Source organism: Rhodococcus sp. HNM0563 (genome assembly GCF_012726195.1).
GTDB lineage: Bacteria > Actinomycetota > Actinomycetes > Mycobacteriales > Mycobacteriaceae > Rhodococcus.
Genome location: NZ_JAASAF010000003.1, coordinates 218,788 through 234,114 on the forward strand (window position 1 = coordinate 218,788; position 15,327 = coordinate 234,114).

15 protein-coding genes are annotated in these 15,327 nt (G+C 66.3%); 8 read left to right on the top strand and 7 right to left on the bottom strand.

All coding sequences use genetic code 11. The features are described from left to right. Positions 1 to 2: 2 nt before the first annotated feature. The 3 genes from mshB to typA all read right to left on the bottom strand — a co-directional run bounded on the left by mshB (position 3) and on the right by typA (position 4,864). Entirely contained in the window at positions 3 to 887 is an 885-nt protein-coding gene (gene mshB, locus HCA61_RS07955; RefSeq protein WP_169687625.1) for an N-acetyl-1-D-myo-inositol-2-amino-2-deoxy-alpha-D-glucopyranoside deacetylase, read from the bottom strand. After that, positions 884 to 2,893, bottom strand: coding sequence for an ABC transporter family substrate-binding protein (locus HCA61_RS07960; RefSeq protein WP_247272939.1), 2,010 nt, complete (start codon positions 2,891 to 2,893; stop codon positions 884 to 886). The genes mshB and HCA61_RS07960 overlap by 4 nt, the downstream gene beginning before the upstream one ends. Before the next feature lie 84 nt (positions 2,894 to 2,977). Continuing rightward, positions 2,978 to 4,864, bottom strand: coding sequence for a translational GTPase TypA (gene typA / locus HCA61_RS07965; protein WP_169687626.1), 1,887 nt, complete (start codon positions 4,862 to 4,864; stop codon positions 2,978 to 2,980). Between the two features lie 356 nt (positions 4,865 to 5,220). Here typA and HCA61_RS07970 point away from each other — a divergent pair, with 356 nt between their 5' ends. Both HCA61_RS07970 and HCA61_RS07975 read left to right on the top strand, forming a co-directional pair. After that, positions 5,221 to 5,403 (top strand): hypothetical protein, encoded by a 183-nt coding sequence (locus tag HCA61_RS07970; protein WP_169687627.1) that lies wholly within the window; start codon positions 5,221 to 5,223, stop codon positions 5,401 to 5,403. Positions 5,404 to 5,455: 52 nt separating this feature from the next. Further along, complete coding sequence (locus HCA61_RS07975; protein WP_169687628.1) at positions 5,456 to 5,743, top strand: 4a-hydroxytetrahydrobiopterin dehydratase; 288 nt, start codon at positions 5,456 to 5,458, stop codon at positions 5,741 to 5,743. On the opposite strand, the gene HCA61_RS07980 is transcribed toward HCA61_RS07975, so the two are convergent. Beyond that, positions 5,688 to 6,932, bottom strand: a complete 1,245-nt coding sequence (locus tag HCA61_RS07980; RefSeq protein WP_169687629.1) for a mannosyltransferase — start codon at positions 6,930 to 6,932, stop codon at positions 5,688 to 5,690. The two genes, HCA61_RS07975 and HCA61_RS07980, sit on opposite strands and share 56 nt — an antisense overlap. A gap of 351 nt (positions 6,933 to 7,283) precedes the next feature. Here HCA61_RS07980 and HCA61_RS07985 point away from each other — a divergent pair, with 351 nt between their 5' ends. The 3 genes from HCA61_RS07985 (at position 7,284) to HCA61_RS07995 (ending at position 10,120) form a co-directional block, all read left to right on the top strand. After that, on the top strand, positions 7,284 to 8,120 hold the full coding sequence (locus HCA61_RS07985; RefSeq protein ID WP_169687971.1) for a hypothetical protein: 837 nt from the start codon (positions 7,284 to 7,286) through the stop codon (positions 8,118 to 8,120). Between the two features lie 117 nt (positions 8,121 to 8,237). Then, positions 8,238 to 8,570, top strand: coding sequence for a hypothetical protein (locus tag HCA61_RS07990; RefSeq protein ID WP_169687972.1), 333 nt, complete (start codon positions 8,238 to 8,240; stop codon positions 8,568 to 8,570). Between the two features lie 122 nt (positions 8,571 to 8,692). Further along, positions 8,693 to 10,120, top strand: a complete 1,428-nt coding sequence (locus HCA61_RS07995; RefSeq protein WP_169687630.1) for an MFS transporter — start codon at positions 8,693 to 8,695, stop codon at positions 10,118 to 10,120. A gap of 14 nt (positions 10,121 to 10,134) precedes the next feature. Here the strand turns inward: HCA61_RS07995 and HCA61_RS08000 are convergent, their stop codons facing one another. Then, positions 10,135 to 10,857 carry a DUF1906 domain-containing protein gene (locus HCA61_RS08000; RefSeq protein ID WP_169687631.1) on the bottom strand — a complete coding sequence of 241 codons (723 nt, stop codon included), beginning with the start codon at positions 10,855 to 10,857 and terminating at the stop codon, positions 10,135 to 10,137. A gap of 113 nt (positions 10,858 to 10,970) precedes the next feature. Further along, positions 10,971 to 11,915: a winged helix-turn-helix domain-containing protein gene (locus HCA61_RS08005; RefSeq protein WP_169687632.1), complete on the bottom strand. Its 945-nt coding sequence runs from the start codon at positions 11,913 to 11,915 to the stop codon at positions 10,971 to 10,973. Between the two features lie 156 nt (positions 11,916 to 12,071). On the opposite strand from HCA61_RS08005, the gene HCA61_RS08010 reads away from it, so the two are divergent. Together HCA61_RS08010 and HCA61_RS08015 are read left to right on the top strand one after the other, a co-directional pair. Then, complete coding sequence (locus HCA61_RS08010; protein ID WP_169687633.1) at positions 12,072 to 13,466, top strand: carotenoid oxygenase family protein; 1,395 nt, start codon at positions 12,072 to 12,074, stop codon at positions 13,464 to 13,466. Between the two features lie 9 nt (positions 13,467 to 13,475). Continuing rightward, the gene (locus tag HCA61_RS08015; RefSeq protein ID WP_169687634.1) at positions 13,476 to 14,045 is read left to right on the top strand and encodes a mismatch-specific DNA-glycosylase; all 570 of its coding nucleotides are present in this window, start codon (positions 13,476 to 13,478) and stop codon (positions 14,043 to 14,045) included. Here HCA61_RS08015 and HCA61_RS08020 read toward each other — a convergent pair whose 3' ends face one another. Then, the gene (locus tag HCA61_RS08020; RefSeq protein ID WP_169687635.1) at positions 14,046 to 14,384 is read right to left on the bottom strand and encodes a DUF1330 domain-containing protein; all 339 of its coding nucleotides are present in this window, start codon (positions 14,382 to 14,384) and stop codon (positions 14,046 to 14,048) included. Positions 14,385 to 14,470: 86 nt separating this feature from the next. On the opposite strand from HCA61_RS08020, the gene HCA61_RS08025 reads away from it, so the two are divergent. After that, on the top strand, positions 14,471 to 15,247 hold the full coding sequence (locus HCA61_RS08025) for a helix-turn-helix transcriptional regulator (protein WP_169687636.1): 777 nt from the start codon (positions 14,471 to 14,473) through the stop codon (positions 15,245 to 15,247). Positions 15,248 to 15,327: the final 80 nt, after the last annotated feature.

The following is a 15,327-nucleotide window of genomic DNA, read 5'->3' on the forward strand; positions in this document are numbered from 1 at the left end:
CATTAGCTGATGCCGGAGAAGAGGTCACGCTCCCGCCCGGAATCGTCCCGTTCGCCCGGTTCTCCGCGCACCAAGCGGAAATGCTCCTCGCGGAAGATCGGTTGGGCGACCGAGTTCGACAGTGTGAACTGTGCTCCTCCCGGTGCCACGGTGACCTGTGTCGCGTGGGCTGCCATCGCGGCACGTTTCGCGTCGAGCACGTCGCGGACGTCGACGACGGCGCTGACCTGATCGTCGGGCACGCTCGGGAGCTCGCCCGTCTCGGGCACGCGCCACCCCTCGGGGAGCTCGCCGATCTCGGCGACGCCCGCTTCGAGTGCCGTCCGCTCGGTGACCGTCCAGTACACCTTCGCCGGTGTCCACGGTGCACCCGCACCGGGGTAGTTCTCCGTTCCGGCGAGCTCGACGGCGGCGGTGACGCGTTCGTGCACCGCGATGTGGTCCGGGTGCCCGTACCCACCGACCGGGTCGTAGGTGATCACGACGTGAGGCCGAGTGCGCCGGATGACGGCAACGAGCTCCCCCACGGCTTCATCGGGATCGGCGTTGACCCACGCTCGGGGATTCGACGCTGCCGGAGTGCCTGCCATCCCGGAGTCCCGCCAATGGCCTGCCCCGCCCAGGAACCAGGGCGCGGCGACCCCGAGGGCATTCAGGGCCCTGGTCAGTTCCAGCACGCGGTAACCACCCAGTTGGTCTGCCCGGTCCGCAGTCAGCTGCGCCCACTCGTCGCCGATGACTTCACCTTCCTCGCCGAGGGTGCAGGTCACCACGGTGACCTCGACTCCTTCGTCGACATACCGGGCGATAGTGCCGCCCGTGGTGAGGGTTTCATCGTCCGGGTGTGCGTGGACGAGCAGCAGTCTGCGCGGTTCGCCAGCGGTCACGGTGTGTTCCTCTCCCAGAATCGAGCGTCGCCGACGATGCCTGCCTGCACCGGGCCTGCCAAGGCCACTCCGTCCACACCGGGGCCGGCGGCAGCGACGGACCGGCCCTGGATGATCGGAAGGTTCACCGCGAGATCCCACAATCTGGACTCCACTGCAGCCAGGGTTGCAGGGACGTCGCCCACCCCGTGCAGGGCATCGACGAGCTGGGCCTGCACCGCGGGATCGCAAGCACCGGAAAGGTTGCTCGGCGCTTCGAGCTGGGCCGCGGCAGCATCCTCTGCGTCATCCGTCGAGTCGGCGTCGCCGGGCTCATCGTTCCCGGCGTCCGAGCCTGGGACACCTGCTGCCGTGGTTTCCGGAGGGCCACTCCTCGACGTGGGCGTCGCCTCCGCCGTCTCCGACATGTCTGCGGTCTCCGAGGCGGCAGGAGCCGGGAGCGCGGGGAGGCATCCGAAGCGGGAGATCGCCGCCGTTGCCGGGTCGGACCCCGCCTCCATCCAGCCGACGATCGCGTGTACCTCCCCCGTGACGAGGGCGTCGCCGTAGAGTTCGTCCGGCGGTAGTTCACTCACTGAGGCCGCAATGCCTGCGCCGGACAACACGTCCGCTACCGTCCGCGCGACAGTACGCGCTGTTTCGGACCCTTCGGCGACACCGATCACGAGCACGAGGGGCGCACCGTCCCGGACGAGCGTGCCGTCCGCGATCGGCTCTGCACGTCCCGATGGCGCCTCCTCCGGCGAATCCGCTTCCGAGGACGTCCCTTCCGCCGCGGTGGTCTCCGGTGTCGTCGTTTCGGCCGAGGACGACGAATCCACGGGCGGCTCGGAGGCAGGCACAGCGAGGAGGTTGGGCAGGTAGCCGGCGTCCGCGAACAGGGCGAGTGCGTCCTCACGACTCGGTCGCGGCGGCATCGTCGGCGCGTAGCCGGGATCGGACGGAGCGAGGACCTGGGCCCGGTCGGGCACGATCTCGGCAGCGGAACCCGCTGCGACGAGGGCAAGCATCTCCGGGTCGAGAAGGCCGAGCACAGCGCGGCGCACCCGCGGGTCGGCGAGAGTGGCGGTACGGGTGTTGAGCGTCAATTCGAGCGTGCGGGACTCGAGCTGCACGTGCGTTCGCAGGCCGGATACCGCACCGAGCTGGGCGAGCAACGCCGATCCGCCCGAGACCTGCGCGATCTGAGTATCGCCGGTGCGCATGGATTCGGTGAGCTGGGCGTCGCTGCCACCGCGTCGCATGAGGATCTCGTCCGGGAGCGCGGGCTCGCCCCAGAACCGGTCGTTACGCTCGAGCAGCACCTCGCCGCGACCACGGTCGACGGATTCCACCTTGAACGGGCCACCCGACACCGGGATCGTTTCCGACAGGCCGGTGTCGAAACCACCCGGGGTGTCCTTGACGAGATGCGCGGGCAGCATGTCGGCGAACAACTCTCGCCAGGCGGGGTACGGCTCACGCAGTGTCACAGTGACCGTCTTACCCGCGCCCGAGGACTGGACGTCTTCGATCAACCGGTAACCGGCGGCGTCGACGACTCCCGGCTGCGTGATCATCTGCTGCCAGAGGTAATGGAAGTCCTCCGCCGCGATGGGTGCGCTGTCGGACCATTGGGCGTCGGTGCGAACCTCGTACTCGATGGTGAACGGTGCCTGCGAGACCACCTCCGCCGACACCAGCACCGAGTCGTCCAGCACCCATTCGGTGACTCCGGGGTGCTCCACGCTCGGCACGGGACGGAAGGCGCTGGGCAGCACCAGCTGCGCGATCGCATCACCGACCGGTGACTGATCTGCCAGCAGATGAGGGTTGAAGCCGGTCTCCACGCCGTCGATCGCGACGACCACGGTGTTGCGCTTCGGGGCAGGTGCCGGCGTTGCTGTCGGCTCCGTCTGTTCGATCGGCGGGGGTGGATCCGCGGTACACGCCGCCGACGTCAGGACGGCTGTCGCGACGGCCACCGGAACGACCCATCGCCGATACCAGGTGCGCGAACGCAACACTCGGGCTTCCTCTCGTCGACTTGTGTCCACCGGGTATGTCGCGGCCCCGGGAGCCTGGGCTACCGGGGCCGCTTCACACTATTCCTACTTGTTGCGGGCCTTCTCACGCGAACGTGCGCGCGCACGATCGGTGCTCGACAGGTGCACCTTGCGTACGCGGATCACCTCGGGCGTCACCTCGACGCATTCGTCGACCGCACAGAATTCGAGTGCAGCTTCGAGGGTGAGTTCGATCGGCTTCGAGAGCGTCTCCATGACGTCGGCCGTCGACGAGCGCATGTTGGTGAGCTTCTTCTCGCGCGTGACGTTGATATCGAGGTCCTCGGCGCGGGGGTTGATACCCACGACCATGCCCTCGTAGGTGTCGGCACCGGGCTCGACGAAGAAGGTGCCGCGGTCGGCCAGCTGGATCATCGCGAACGGGGTCACCGAACCTGCGCGGTCGGAGACGAGCGAGCCGGTGTGGCGCGCGCGGATCTCACCGGCCCACGGCGCGTAGCCGTGGAAGATCGCGTTGGAGATACCCGTGCCGCGTGTCTCCGTGAGGAAGTCGGTGCGGAAGCCGATGAGACCTCGGGACGGGATGATGAACTCCATCCGGACCCAACCCGTGCCGTGGTTGGTCATCTGCACCATCTTGCCCTTCCGGGCAGCGAGCAACTGAGTGATCGAGCCGAGGTACTCCTCCGGGCTGTCGATCGTCAGCTCTTCGTACGGCTCGTGCAGTTTGCCGTCGACAGTCTTGGTGACCACCTGCGGCTTGCCGACCGTGAGCTCGAAACCTTCGCGGCGCATCTGCTCGACCAGGATCGCGAGGGCGAGTTCACCACGGCCCTGCACCTCCCACGCATCCGGGCGGCCGATGTCGAGCACCTTGAGCGACACGTTGCCGATGAGCTCGGAATCGAGACGGGTCTTGACCATGCGCGCGGTGAGCTTGTGTCCCTGGACCCGACCGACGAGCGGCGATGTGTTGGTACCGATCACCATGGAGATCGCGGGCTCGTCGACGGTGATGGTGGGCAGCGCGACCTGGTTCTCGATGTCGGCGAGCGTGTCGCCGATCATGATGTCGGGAATGCCCGCGACAGCGACGATGTCGCCCGCGACGGCTTCTTCACCGGGCTGACGCTCGACACCGACCGTCTTGAGCAGCTCGGTGATCTTGACGTTCTTCACGCCGTCCGAGTGCATCCATGCAACGGTGTCGCCCTTGCGGAGCTTGCCGTTGTGGACGCGAAGCAGCGCAAGGCGTCCGAGGAACTCGGACGCGTCGAGGTTGGTGACGTGCGCCTGCAGCGGGGCCTCCGGGTTGCCCTTCGGAGCGGGGATGCACTCGAACAGGACCTCGAAGAGTTCGTCGAGGTTCTCTGCGTCGGGGACCTGACCGTTCTCGGGCTGCTTGCGGCTGGCCTTGCCTTCGCGACCCGAGGCATAGAGCACGGGGAGCTCGAGGGCGAGTTCGGCGGCTTCCGCTGCTTCGTCGTCGAGATCGGACGCGAGATCGAGAAGCAGGGTCTGGCTCTCCTCGACGACCTCTGCGATACGGGCGTCGGGGCGGTCGGTCTTGTTCACCACCAGGATCACCGGCAGCGACGCGGCGAGCGCCTTGCGCAGCACGAAGCGGGTCTGCGGAAGCGGGCCCTCGGAGGAGTCGATGAGCAGGACGACGCCGTCGACCATCGACAGGCCCCGCTCGACCTCGCCACCGAAGTCGGCGTGGCCGGGGGTGTCGATGACGTTGATCACCGTCACGCTGCCGTCGGGGTGGTGGCGGTGCACCGCGGTGTTCTTGGCGAGAATGGTGATGCCCTTCTCGCGTTCGAGGTCGCCGGAGTCCATGACGCGGTCAACGAGTTCAGCGCGTTCGGCGAACGCACCCGACTGGCGCAGCATTGCGTCGACGAGGGTGGTCTTTCCATGGTCGACGTGCGCCACGATGGCGACATTTCGAAAATCGGCGGTGCTCACGCGATGGCTCTCCTGGCTGTAGTCCGGCCACACGGCACTGGACCCGGTTGGCACCTCGCCCGTACGGCGCAATTTCGTTCTGGGCCGCGACGCGAATGCGAAACACCCGGCGTGGTCTTCGAGATCAACTCTCCGAAGGACCATGCGGGCACTGCGGCCACGAATACCCTACAGCCCGCACGGGTGTGCACGCGGCATCGCGCACCTATCGGCCCAGCTCAGAGTACCTCGAAGTGACGTTCGACACGTAGGAGAGACGCGCTTCGTGGTGCTCGACCCCTCCAAAGTGACCCTTGGTGTTCAACTGAGGGAACGCTAACCTGACTTCCACGCGCATGGACGGGAGCAGGACGACGATGGGCAAGAAGAAATTCAAGGCGAGCGCTGTCGCGAGCCTGAAACCGAAGAAGAAGTGCTGCCGCAAGAAGACTCGCTGCGTCAAATGCCCCGTCGTGATCATGCGCATGAAGAAGGTCCAGGACGAGGGGATGAGCGAGAAGCAGCTACGCAAACACCTGGAGAAGGTCCGCGCCGCCTGACTCGCACCGACGGGTCATTGCGGGTGCGACCGCTGAGGCGACACAATGGGTCATGGCCCAACTGCTCACCGACGGCGAGATCGACGCCGCACTGTCCGACCTTCCGCATTGGCACCGCGCAGAAGACGCCTTGGTGCGCACGATCGAATCACCGACGTTTCCCGAAGCGATCACCCTGGTCGGCAAGGTCGCCGAAGTCGCGGAGGACGCAAACCACCATCCCGATATCGATATCCGATGGCGCAAGGTGACCTACTCGCTCAGCACGCACTCCGCAGGCGGAATCACCGAGGCCGATCCGGCTCTGGCTCACAGGATCGATGCGCTGGCCGGGCCGTAGCAGCATCACGCTCGCCCCACCGCGGAGCAACGATCATCCACAGGTAGACGACGAGAACACCGACGACGTTCACGGCTCCGAGCCAGGCGAGCGGGGCGGGCCGGTCGATGTCCCACATCGAAGCCTGGAAAGTACTCAGCACCCACGGCACGCCGACCAACGTCACCGCCGCCCAGCAGACCGCCACCACCCGCGTGCCGAGACGACCTGCGAGGGGTCCGTAGACGAGCCACAGCAACATCGGCACGACCCACACCCAGTGGTGCACCCATGAGATCGGCGAAATCAGCAGCCCGAACAGCTGAACGATGACGAGCGTGCCGAGTCTGTCGTCGGGGCCCAGGGACCGCCACGCCGCGACCGCGAGGAGCGCGCACACAGCGACGGCGACGATCCACACTGCACCGGTGTCGACGTCACGGCCGAGAAGCCGGCTGAGCGCACCCCGCAGGGACTGATTCCAGACCGACCCCACCGGCCCGATCCGATCGGCGTCACCGAACAGGGAGGTGAAGTAGGTGCGAGCCTGCTCACCGAGCAGCACGGCGCTGACGACGACGGTGGCACCGAACGCGACCGCCGAGAAGAATGCCTCGCGCCAACGTCGCCTGGCCAAGAAGTAAACGCCTGTGATCGCCGGGGTGAGCTTGATCCCGGCCGTTACGCCGACGAGCCCACCGGAGAGCCACCACCGGCTGCTACGGACCGCCACCATCACGGCGAGCACGAGGAAGACGTTGATCTGCCCGTAGTCGAGGGTCGTACGTACCGGTTCGGTCCACACCGCGATCGCCGTCCAGACCAACGCCACCGACGTCCAGCGATCGTCGTGCGCCGCCGGACCGACGAGCAGTTCGAGTGCGATCCGGATGACGTAGAACAGCGCCGCGATGGTCAACAGCAACCACATGATGCCGAGCAATCCGAACGGCAGATAGTGCAGCGGCAGGAACACGAGAGCCGCGAACGGCGGATAGGTGAACGGCAGCGGGAAATCCGGGGTGTCCCGCGAATAGGTGAAGTCGTAGAGCTCGCCGCTGAGGAGCGCGGCGGAACCGTCGACGTAGACATGCAGGTCGACGAGGTTCATGCCGTTGGGAGTCAGCAGACCCCATGCAAGCCTGGCCACCACGGAGATCAGCAGAAGCAACACGCACCACAGACGGTACGACCGAGCACGTTGTGGCACTGCGGTGCGCCTCCCGTCGTCGTCATCCGGGTGCTCCGACCCGGCGTCAGAGGTTACCGGTGCGACGCATCAGAGAGAAAAGCACCAACCTCTCACGTAACAATTTTATCTCTCGTCACACTTTCCGCATCTGTATCGAGTTACCGTCGAACACGAACCGCCATACGGAACACCCTGTCGCTACACTCCCCGCAGGTATCGGCCACGCCCGCTGCAATCGGGCGCTGCCGCTTGTACCGGACCGGGGGGCTACATAGAGTGTCTCCTCGAGCCGTCAGTATCTGGTTGCCCGTCCAGGACACCCGGATACTTCAACGACAAGGATGGGGAACAGTGCTTCGTACTCGAGGAATGCGGAGGGCGCTCACAGTGTGCGCACTCGCCGCCACCGCGGGACTTGCCGTGCCGACGCACGCAGTCGCGCAACCTGCACCGCCCGCGCTACCGGATCTGGCCGAGCTCGTAACGCTCCCCCAGTTCGCTGTGCCGGCCGACCTGTCCATCGAGTCGCTGACGCAGTTCCTCCCCCGGGCCGAGGTCGACCCCGAGCAGACGGAAGCGCTCGCGTCTCTTGCTCCCGCGATCGTGGGGGCTGCTGCCGGTCCCTCCGACATCGCGGACGACGGCAAGAACGACATCCTCGCCCAGGCCAAGGAACTGCTCGCGAACTCCGAGCTTCCCGATTCGGTGAAGGGCACCCTCGAAAGGGTCATCACCTTCCTCGACGGCAGCGGTGGCGGCGGGCCCGATCTCCCGGCTCCGGGTGAAGTCGTGATCTCACAGTTCCTGTATCCGACACTCGGCCAGGACTGCATCGGCGACGGCGCCGACTCGGTGGGCACTGCACTCGCAGTCGCGGGCCCGGCACTGTTGCCGCCTCCGGGACCGGGCGCCGGTCAGGCCGGTTTCGTGTTCACTGCACTCGGCACCGCACCGGCGGCCGCTGAGCAGGCCGAGCCGCTCACCCTGACCTGGATCAACATCTCCAACGGTCGCACCGGGACGCAGCCGTTGACCAACGAGGCCAATGTCAACCCTGACGGCCCGACCACACTGACCGCGATCGCCGACACCGGGCCCGGCCAGGTCGTCGCCGTGATCTCGGGGGGCGTCACCACGCAGGAGGAAGGCGCGGACGCGCGCTCCTGCACCTTCCTGCCGACCCTGGGGCTCGTCGCAGTTCCCTGACAGGCACATTCACACGAGGCCACCGGAATCGTTCCGGTGGCCTCGTCGCGTATGCAGCCGAATTTCTCGTTTGCTTTTCACCGGCCGCTGTACGTGGTAGACCGAGGCATGGCCCGCATGCCCTACCAGCCACCACCACAGCGGCACCGGTCGTTGCGCTCGCGCCGCTCGATCCTGTCGATTGCCTCGGAGGGGTCGATCCTCTCCATCGGGTCCGCCTATTCGATCCTGTCGATCGGCAGCGTCGGTTCGATCCTGTCGGTCGGGTCCGCCGGATCCGCAGCGTCGGCGCTGTCGTCTTTGTCGTTCGGAAGCGTGGGCTCCTGCATGTCGGCGCTGTCGCGCTGGTCGCTGATGGCGTGGCGCGGAGTGCATTCGACACCGGAGGAGCACCCACGCCTCGTGGTCACGGCCGACGAAACCGATCCCGCCGGTCACTGCCAGTCCTGACACGCGTGCGGTGGGTCCGCTGGGCTTCCGAACTGTCGGCATGTTAGACAAGTTGCGACATAGTTGTTTTCGCACACATCACAGTTGAGGCCGCGTTCGAGCGTGGCTCGGACGAGGACCCCATGGCCGTCGACAGCCCGATTCCGACACGGGAGCGGCCCGTACCGCGCGCAATCGTTCCGGTTCTGGCACTGTGTGGCATCGGCGTGGCGCTCATGCAGACCCTCATCGTTCCGCTCCTGCCGCAGTTGCCGGTACTCGTCGACGCAACACCTGAGAACACCTCATGGGCCGTCACCGCGACCCTTCTCGCCGGGGCCGTCATCACCCCGATCTCCGGCCGCCTCGGCGACATGTTCGGTAAACGCCGGATGTTGATCGTCAGCCTCGGCATGATGGTCCTCGGTTCCGGCGTGTGTGCTCTGTCGACCACCCTGATTCCCCTCGTGGTCGGCCGTACCCTCCAGGGCGCCGCGGTCGGCGCGATTCCACTCGGTATCGCAATTCTGCGCGACGAACTTCCCCCCAGGAAGATCCCGGCCGCCATGGCGACGCTCAGCGCCACCCTCGGTGTCGGCGGCGCGATAGGTCTGCCGTTCGCGGCGTTCGTCGCGCAACTGACCACCTGGCACATGCTGTTCGTGGTCTCCGGGATCATCGGGGTCATCGGCATCGCTGCAGTGCTGTATTTCGTCCCCGAGTCCTCCCAGCGCAATCCGGGCCGCTTCGATTACCTCGGCGCCGTTCTGCTCTCGATCGCGTTGGTGCTGCTGCTGCTTCCCGTCAGCAAGGGCAATACGTGGGGGTGGTCGAGCCCGATCACGCTGGGGATGTTCGCCGGTGCGATTGCGGTATTCGTCGGGTGGGGCATGTACGAACTACGGCTGCCACGTCCGCTCGTCGATCTCCGGATCTCCGGGAGACGCCCGGTTCTCATGACGAACCTGGCCTCGATCGCGCTGGGGTTCGCGATGTATTCCAACGTTCTCGCGTTCCCGCAGCTGCTCATGGCGCCCTCCGAAACGGGTTACGGATTCGGGCAGTCGATGGTGATGGCGGGGCTCGTACTCGCACCGAGCGGACTTGTGATGATGGCCCTGTCCCCGGTATCGGCCGGGATCACGCGGCGATTCGGCGCGCGTGCAACACTCGCGTGCGGGGCGGCCACCGTCGGACTCGGATATCTTGTGGCGTACCTGCTGTACACCGAGGTATGGCACATCCTTGTCGCTGCGATGATCATCGGGGCCGGGGTGGGCCTCGCCTACGCGGCGATGCCCGCTCTGATCATGGCGGCGGTGCCCTTGACCGAATCCGCCGCAGCCAACAGTCTCAATACTCTGATGAGATCGATCGGTACGTCGACGGCGGCAGCGGTCATCGGAGTCGTGCTGGCCGCCATGACCACCCGGATCGGCGATGCCGTGGTCCCGTCCCTCGATGGTTTCCGGATCACGTTCCTGATCGCGGTCGTCGCAGCGATCGTCTCGTTGGCGATCACTGCACTGATCCCCAGACCGGCTCCGACGGCGCGGCGCTTCGACAACTGAGCCGGTCACCGAACTCAGAGTTTCGACAGTGACCACTGTCCGTAGTCGGCGGCAAGGATGTTGTTCACGTCGATACCGATACCGTCGATCTCACCCCCGGACACCTGGTGCAGGTGCGCTGCCCCGTGGACGAAGCCCTTGGGTGTTCCCCAGTTGTGCTGCCAGTAGAAGGCCCCGAGTCCGACGGCAGACGCCCACTCGATTGTCGGCGAATTCGCATACACGCCGGTGTTCGAAGGTCCGACCACTTCCTGCCATGCAAGCAGATACGGGACGATCTGAGTGGTGAACTGCACGAAGGTCGGATTGTCGTCGATCGAGGCATAGATCGGCCGATCGTCGGGTCCCCCCGCCGCGCGATGCAGTTCGAGTCCGCGTCGCGCGTGTTTCAACCCGGCCTGGTAGCCACCGAGCCAGTCGGAGGTCTCGCCCTTTCCGAACTGGTAGTTCGACACCACTTCGAGGCCGCTGCCGATGAGCGCATCGGCCTCGCTTTCGGTGAGCGGCTTGCCCAACATCCATTCGGCACCCGGTCGGCGGTCGGAAACGTAGCGGATCGCACCGATATGCCCCGCGGAACGGATCGAGGCCGGGGACGGTACACCGGCGGAGTAGTCGACGATGGTGCCGAGCACCTCGCGTCCCTGGGCGATCCCCGGCGCGGCGAGCGCGGAGGCAACCACGGCTCCTGATCCGATCGCCGTATACCGCAGCAGTTCCCGACGGGTGAGTGTCATGCGCGCTCGCTTCACTGGTGGGGTAGATACCACCCGGTATTGCACCACAGCACCACCGGGCTCACCTGTCACATCGACGAAGGCGCCCGATTTGCCCGGTGCTACGAAGGAAATCAGTAACCGGCAAGATCTGCGAAGAACGCAGGCACCAGTGCGACATCCTCGACGGTCCGCACCGTGGTGCGTACCCCAAGCCGGTGCTCCTTGAGCAGATCGCACAGGCCTTCGCCGTCGACCAGATCGATCGGCGGAGCTCCGTGCCGATGGGCCTCCGCCCTGGCGTCGTCGGTGAACTCGCCGGTCGACACCAGCAGACCCTTCTCGCCTCGGCCGACCATCGCCGCACGGAACTCTCGTACAACATCTGCACCCACCCGCTCGCGGCCGCGGACGAAGCGGAAGAAGACCGAGAAGCTCAGCAGCGACACTCGCAGCACGCCGGTGCCCTCGACGACATCGGTGTCGGTGCTCTCATCCGGGTCGAGGGTCGTCAGCGTCGTGAACCCGGCCGCGCGGAGCACAGCGGTGACCAACCGTTCGAAACCGGCATCGGAAAGGTCTGTGACGGCACCCAGCAGCGGTTCACGCCACAATTCCGGATCCTCGGGAGCCGCGACGAGCGGCACGACCTGCGCACCCGACGAGTTCCGGCCGATCCGCTTGCGCCGCTTCTCGGTGGTGTAGGCGATCTGCATGGGCCTGATCTCGGATTCCCGCACCGCACGCCCCTGATCGGTGGCGCTCCACACGCCGCGACGTGCGTTGGCGAGCAGCCCCATGCCCTTGAGGTAGGTGCGCGCCCAGGCCACGCGGTATTCGATCTCCGTCCCAGGGCCGTCGCCGTGCAGTACCGCACGTGCCGCCTCGGACAGCCCCACGCGGTCCGAGACAGCAGCGTCGATCTCGTCTATCGCGCCGGATCCACCCAGCCCGATCACTGCCTGCAGGGTCGGCCACAACAGTTCCGTATAGGGCGGGAGCGCGCACTCGTCGCCGGTTGCACGCGCAGTACTCGCGGTGTTCCCGAGGGGGTTTCCGACAACGTTTCGGCGCTGCACACCTTCCCCAATCGTTGCGGCGCTGCCCAGTGCCGCCCGTCGCTCCTACAGGTCGGGAAACACCCTATCGGATCGGCGGTGCCCGTTTTCGGCGTGGTCACCTGCCGTGCGCCCTACGATTGAGTCCGTGCTCCCCACGAGATCTGCGGGCCGGCCGTGAATCGCCCCGCACCAGTCGATCTGGCCCACAACCCCTACCTGAGCGGGGTGTTCGCCCCGCAACGCGACGAAGTGGACGTGGCGAATCTCCCGGTATCCGGTGAGCTGCCACCGGATCTACAGGGTAGTTATCTGCGGAACGGGCCGAACCCCAGGTTCGATCCGATCGGCACCTACGTCTATCCGCTGGACGGCGACGCGATGGTGCACCGCGTCGAAATCGGCGATGGCACAGTGCGGTACACCAACAGGTTCGTCCGCACTCCCAATGTGGTCGCGGAGGAGAAGGCCGGACGTGCGCTGTGGGCCGGGATCACCGACCCGTATTTCCCGTCCGCAGACGAGGTGGGCCCGGATCTCGCGAACAGCATGCGCGAACTCCCCGACATCAACGTGATCCGGCACGGCGGCAAATTGTTCGCTCTCGCAGAGGGTGCGCCGCCGTACACACTCGGATCCGAGCTCGAGACACTCGCCCGCGACACCTTCGACGGCGGCCTGCCCGTCGGCCTCACCGCCCACCCGAAGGTCGATCCGAACACCGGCGAGATGGTGGCGTTCTGCTACATGCTCGAAGCCCCGTATCTCACCTGGTCGGTGATCGATGCCGCGGGCACGGTCATCCGCCCCCCGACGCCCGTTGCCGGGGCGGACCGACCGCTGATGATCCACGACATGGCACTGACGTCGCGCTACATCGTGCTCATCCTCTCCCCATGTGTGTTCCAGATGGAGCGGATCTTCTCCGGCGCTTCGCCCCTGACCTGGCTGCCGGACCTCGGCACCCGGATCGCGCTGATCCCCCGCGACGGCAGCGTGGTGCGCTGGCACACCACCGACACGTTCTGGGTCTGGCACACGGCCAACGCCTTCGACATGCGTAACGGCGATGTCGCACTCGACTACGTCGAATGGCGGTATCCGGGCGGAATCATCGAGTCGAACGAGCCGAACCCCGGTTCACTCACACGCGCGGTGATCTCCGAATCCGGAGTCACCCGGACACCGTTCGCCGAACGCACCATCGAGTTCCCTCGCGTCGACGACCGCCTCCTGACCGGCGAGCACCGGACGGTGGCGACGGTCGGCAAGACCGGAGAGCGCCGGATTCCGCCGGGCGACGCGGACGCGCTGTGCTGGTTCGACGTGGTCGCAAACACCGATACGACGTGGGACGCGGGCGACTACGCCGTGGGCGAACCCGCGTACCTGTCGAGTTCGTCCGGAGGACCGGGTTACTGGGGCACGATCGCCACCGACCGCACCGATATGACCAGTCGTTTCCTGATCTTCCCCGCCGAGGATCCCGCAACCGGTCCGGTGGCGCAGGTGCAGCTGCCGATCCGGGTGCCCTCGGGGCTGCACGGAGCATGGCTACCCGAGATCTCCTAGTGTGAGCGTGTGGGTTTCACACGCGCCGAGCTCGAGTCCTTCCGCGATGCCGTCGTCCCCGACCTGATCGGCGACGGCTGCCGGCTGCTGTTCGTCGGCATCAATCCCGGATTGTGGACGGCCGCGACCGGAGCCCATTTCGCGCGACCGGGCAACCGGTTCTACCCCGCCTTGCTGCGGGCCGGCATCCTCACCCGCGCTGTCGACCCCACCTCCGGCCTGAGCGAAGCCGATACCGCGCACCTTCTCGAGCGCGGCATCGGCATCACCAATCTGGCACCCCGCGCCACGGCGCGTGCGGATGAGCTCACCACCGACGAATTACGCGCCGGCCCTGAGCGATTGGCAGAGGTGGTCGCGCGATGGCAACCTCGCGTCGTCGCGGTTGCGGGAATCACCGCGTACCGCGCAGCCTTCGGGCGCCGCAAAGCCGTTTCCGGCGTGCAGGAGGAGACGATCGCCGGCGTTCCGCTGTGGGTGGTCCCCAATCCGAGCGGTCTCAATGCCCACGACACCGTCGACTCCCTGGCCGAGGCGTACGCAGCGCCCGCTCGGGCGGCAGGCATCCTCGCGCAGTGATCAGGCGCGACCGGTCACCTTCACGAGGTAGTCGGTCGCGCGGTAGCCGTCCGCCGTCCCCTCGACGAGGACGGCGACACCGTCGGAGTTCTCCGTGCGGAGCGGGAGGATCTCCTGATACCCGGGTGAGTCGTACCATCCGCGGGCTCGCGCGATGTCGGGGAATTCGATGACGATCACAAACCCGGGGAAAGGTCCTTCCAGCACCTCCGGGTCGACCCCGTGAACAAGGAAACGTCCTCCGTACGGAGCGAACGTGTCATCGATCTTCTCGAGGTATCGGATGATGTCCGCGCCGAAGTCGACGGAACTGAGGTGAGCGATTGCGTATGCGGTCATGCCGACGACTCTGCAATATCGGGCGCCACAGATCGATTACCCATCAGGTAATGGCAACACTTCCCTCGCGTCCGTAGGGTCGACGCATGACGACGATGCAGTCGGAACCGGCGGGCGCGATGCTGCGACACTGGCGAGAACGTCGAGGACTCAGCCAGCTCACGCTCGCGAACCGCGCGGGCGTCTCTGCGCGACACGTGAGTTTCGTCGAAACCGGCCGGTCGCGCGCCTCCCGCGACATGCTGTTGAAGATCTGTGAGGAGTTGGAAATACCTCTGCGCGAGCAGAATTCGATCTTGATGGCCGCGGGTCTGGCACCGGCCTATCCCGAGCATCGGCTCGGCGACGTACCGATGTCCGCGGTGTCCGATGCCATCACGCGAATTCTGCGATCACACCAGCCGTTTCCCGCGCTGGTCGTGGATCGGCACTGGACGATGATCGACGCCAACGAAGCCATCGGAGCACTCGTTGCGGGCTGCTCACCGGAATTGCTCGAACCACCGGTCAATGTGCTGCGCCTGTCGTTGCATCCGAACGGGCTGGCCCCGCGGATCGCGAATCTGGGACAGTGGCGTTCCCATCTGCTGGTCCGGCTCCGTTATCAGATCGGCGCGACCGCCGACCCCGTTCTCCTGCGCTTGTACGACGAACTGTCCCGCTATCCGTGCGACGACCCGGACGAGCCGGAGGAGCCGCATTCGCTCGTGGTGCCCCTGCGGGTACGCACCGACGACGGCGAGCTGTCGTTCTTGAGCACCACCACCTTGTTCGGGACACCGCTCGACGTGACCGTCTCCGAACTCGCGATCGAGGCGTTCTACCCGGCCGACGACGCGACCGCCGCTGCGCTGCACGGCTGAGGGCGTAGCGCGAACCCTGTTCTCACCGGGCGTCATGGGCGTACGGTTCGAGAGGAAGCTGTTCGAACTGATCCGGAGGC

Excerpts from the sequence above, each read along its gene's own strand:
- HCA61_RS07970 (WP_169687627.1), top strand. The coding sequence starts at position 5,221 with ATGGGCAAGAAGAAATTCAAGGCGAGCGCTGTCGCGAGCCTGAAACCG.
- HCA61_RS07975 (WP_169687628.1), top strand. The coding sequence starts at position 5,456 with ATGGCCCAACTGCTCACCGACGGCGAGATCGACGCCGCACTGTCCGAC.
- HCA61_RS07985 (WP_169687971.1), top strand. The coding sequence starts at position 7,284 with ATGCGGAGGGCGCTCACAGTGTGCGCACTCGCCGCCACCGCGGGACTT.
- HCA61_RS07990 (WP_169687972.1), top strand. The coding sequence starts at position 8,238 with ATGCCCTACCAGCCACCACCACAGCGGCACCGGTCGTTGCGCTCGCGC.
- HCA61_RS07995 (WP_169687630.1), top strand. The coding sequence starts at position 8,693 with ATGGCCGTCGACAGCCCGATTCCGACACGGGAGCGGCCCGTACCGCGC.
- HCA61_RS08000 (WP_169687631.1), bottom strand. The coding sequence starts at position 10,857 with ATGACACTCACCCGTCGGGAACTGCTGCGGTATACGGCGATCGGATCA.
- HCA61_RS08020 (WP_169687635.1), bottom strand. The coding sequence starts at position 14,384 with ATGACCGCATACGCAATCGCTCACCTCAGTTCCGTCGACTTCGGCGCG.
- HCA61_RS08025 (WP_169687636.1), top strand. The coding sequence starts at position 14,471 with ATGACGACGATGCAGTCGGAACCGGCGGGCGCGATGCTGCGACACTGG.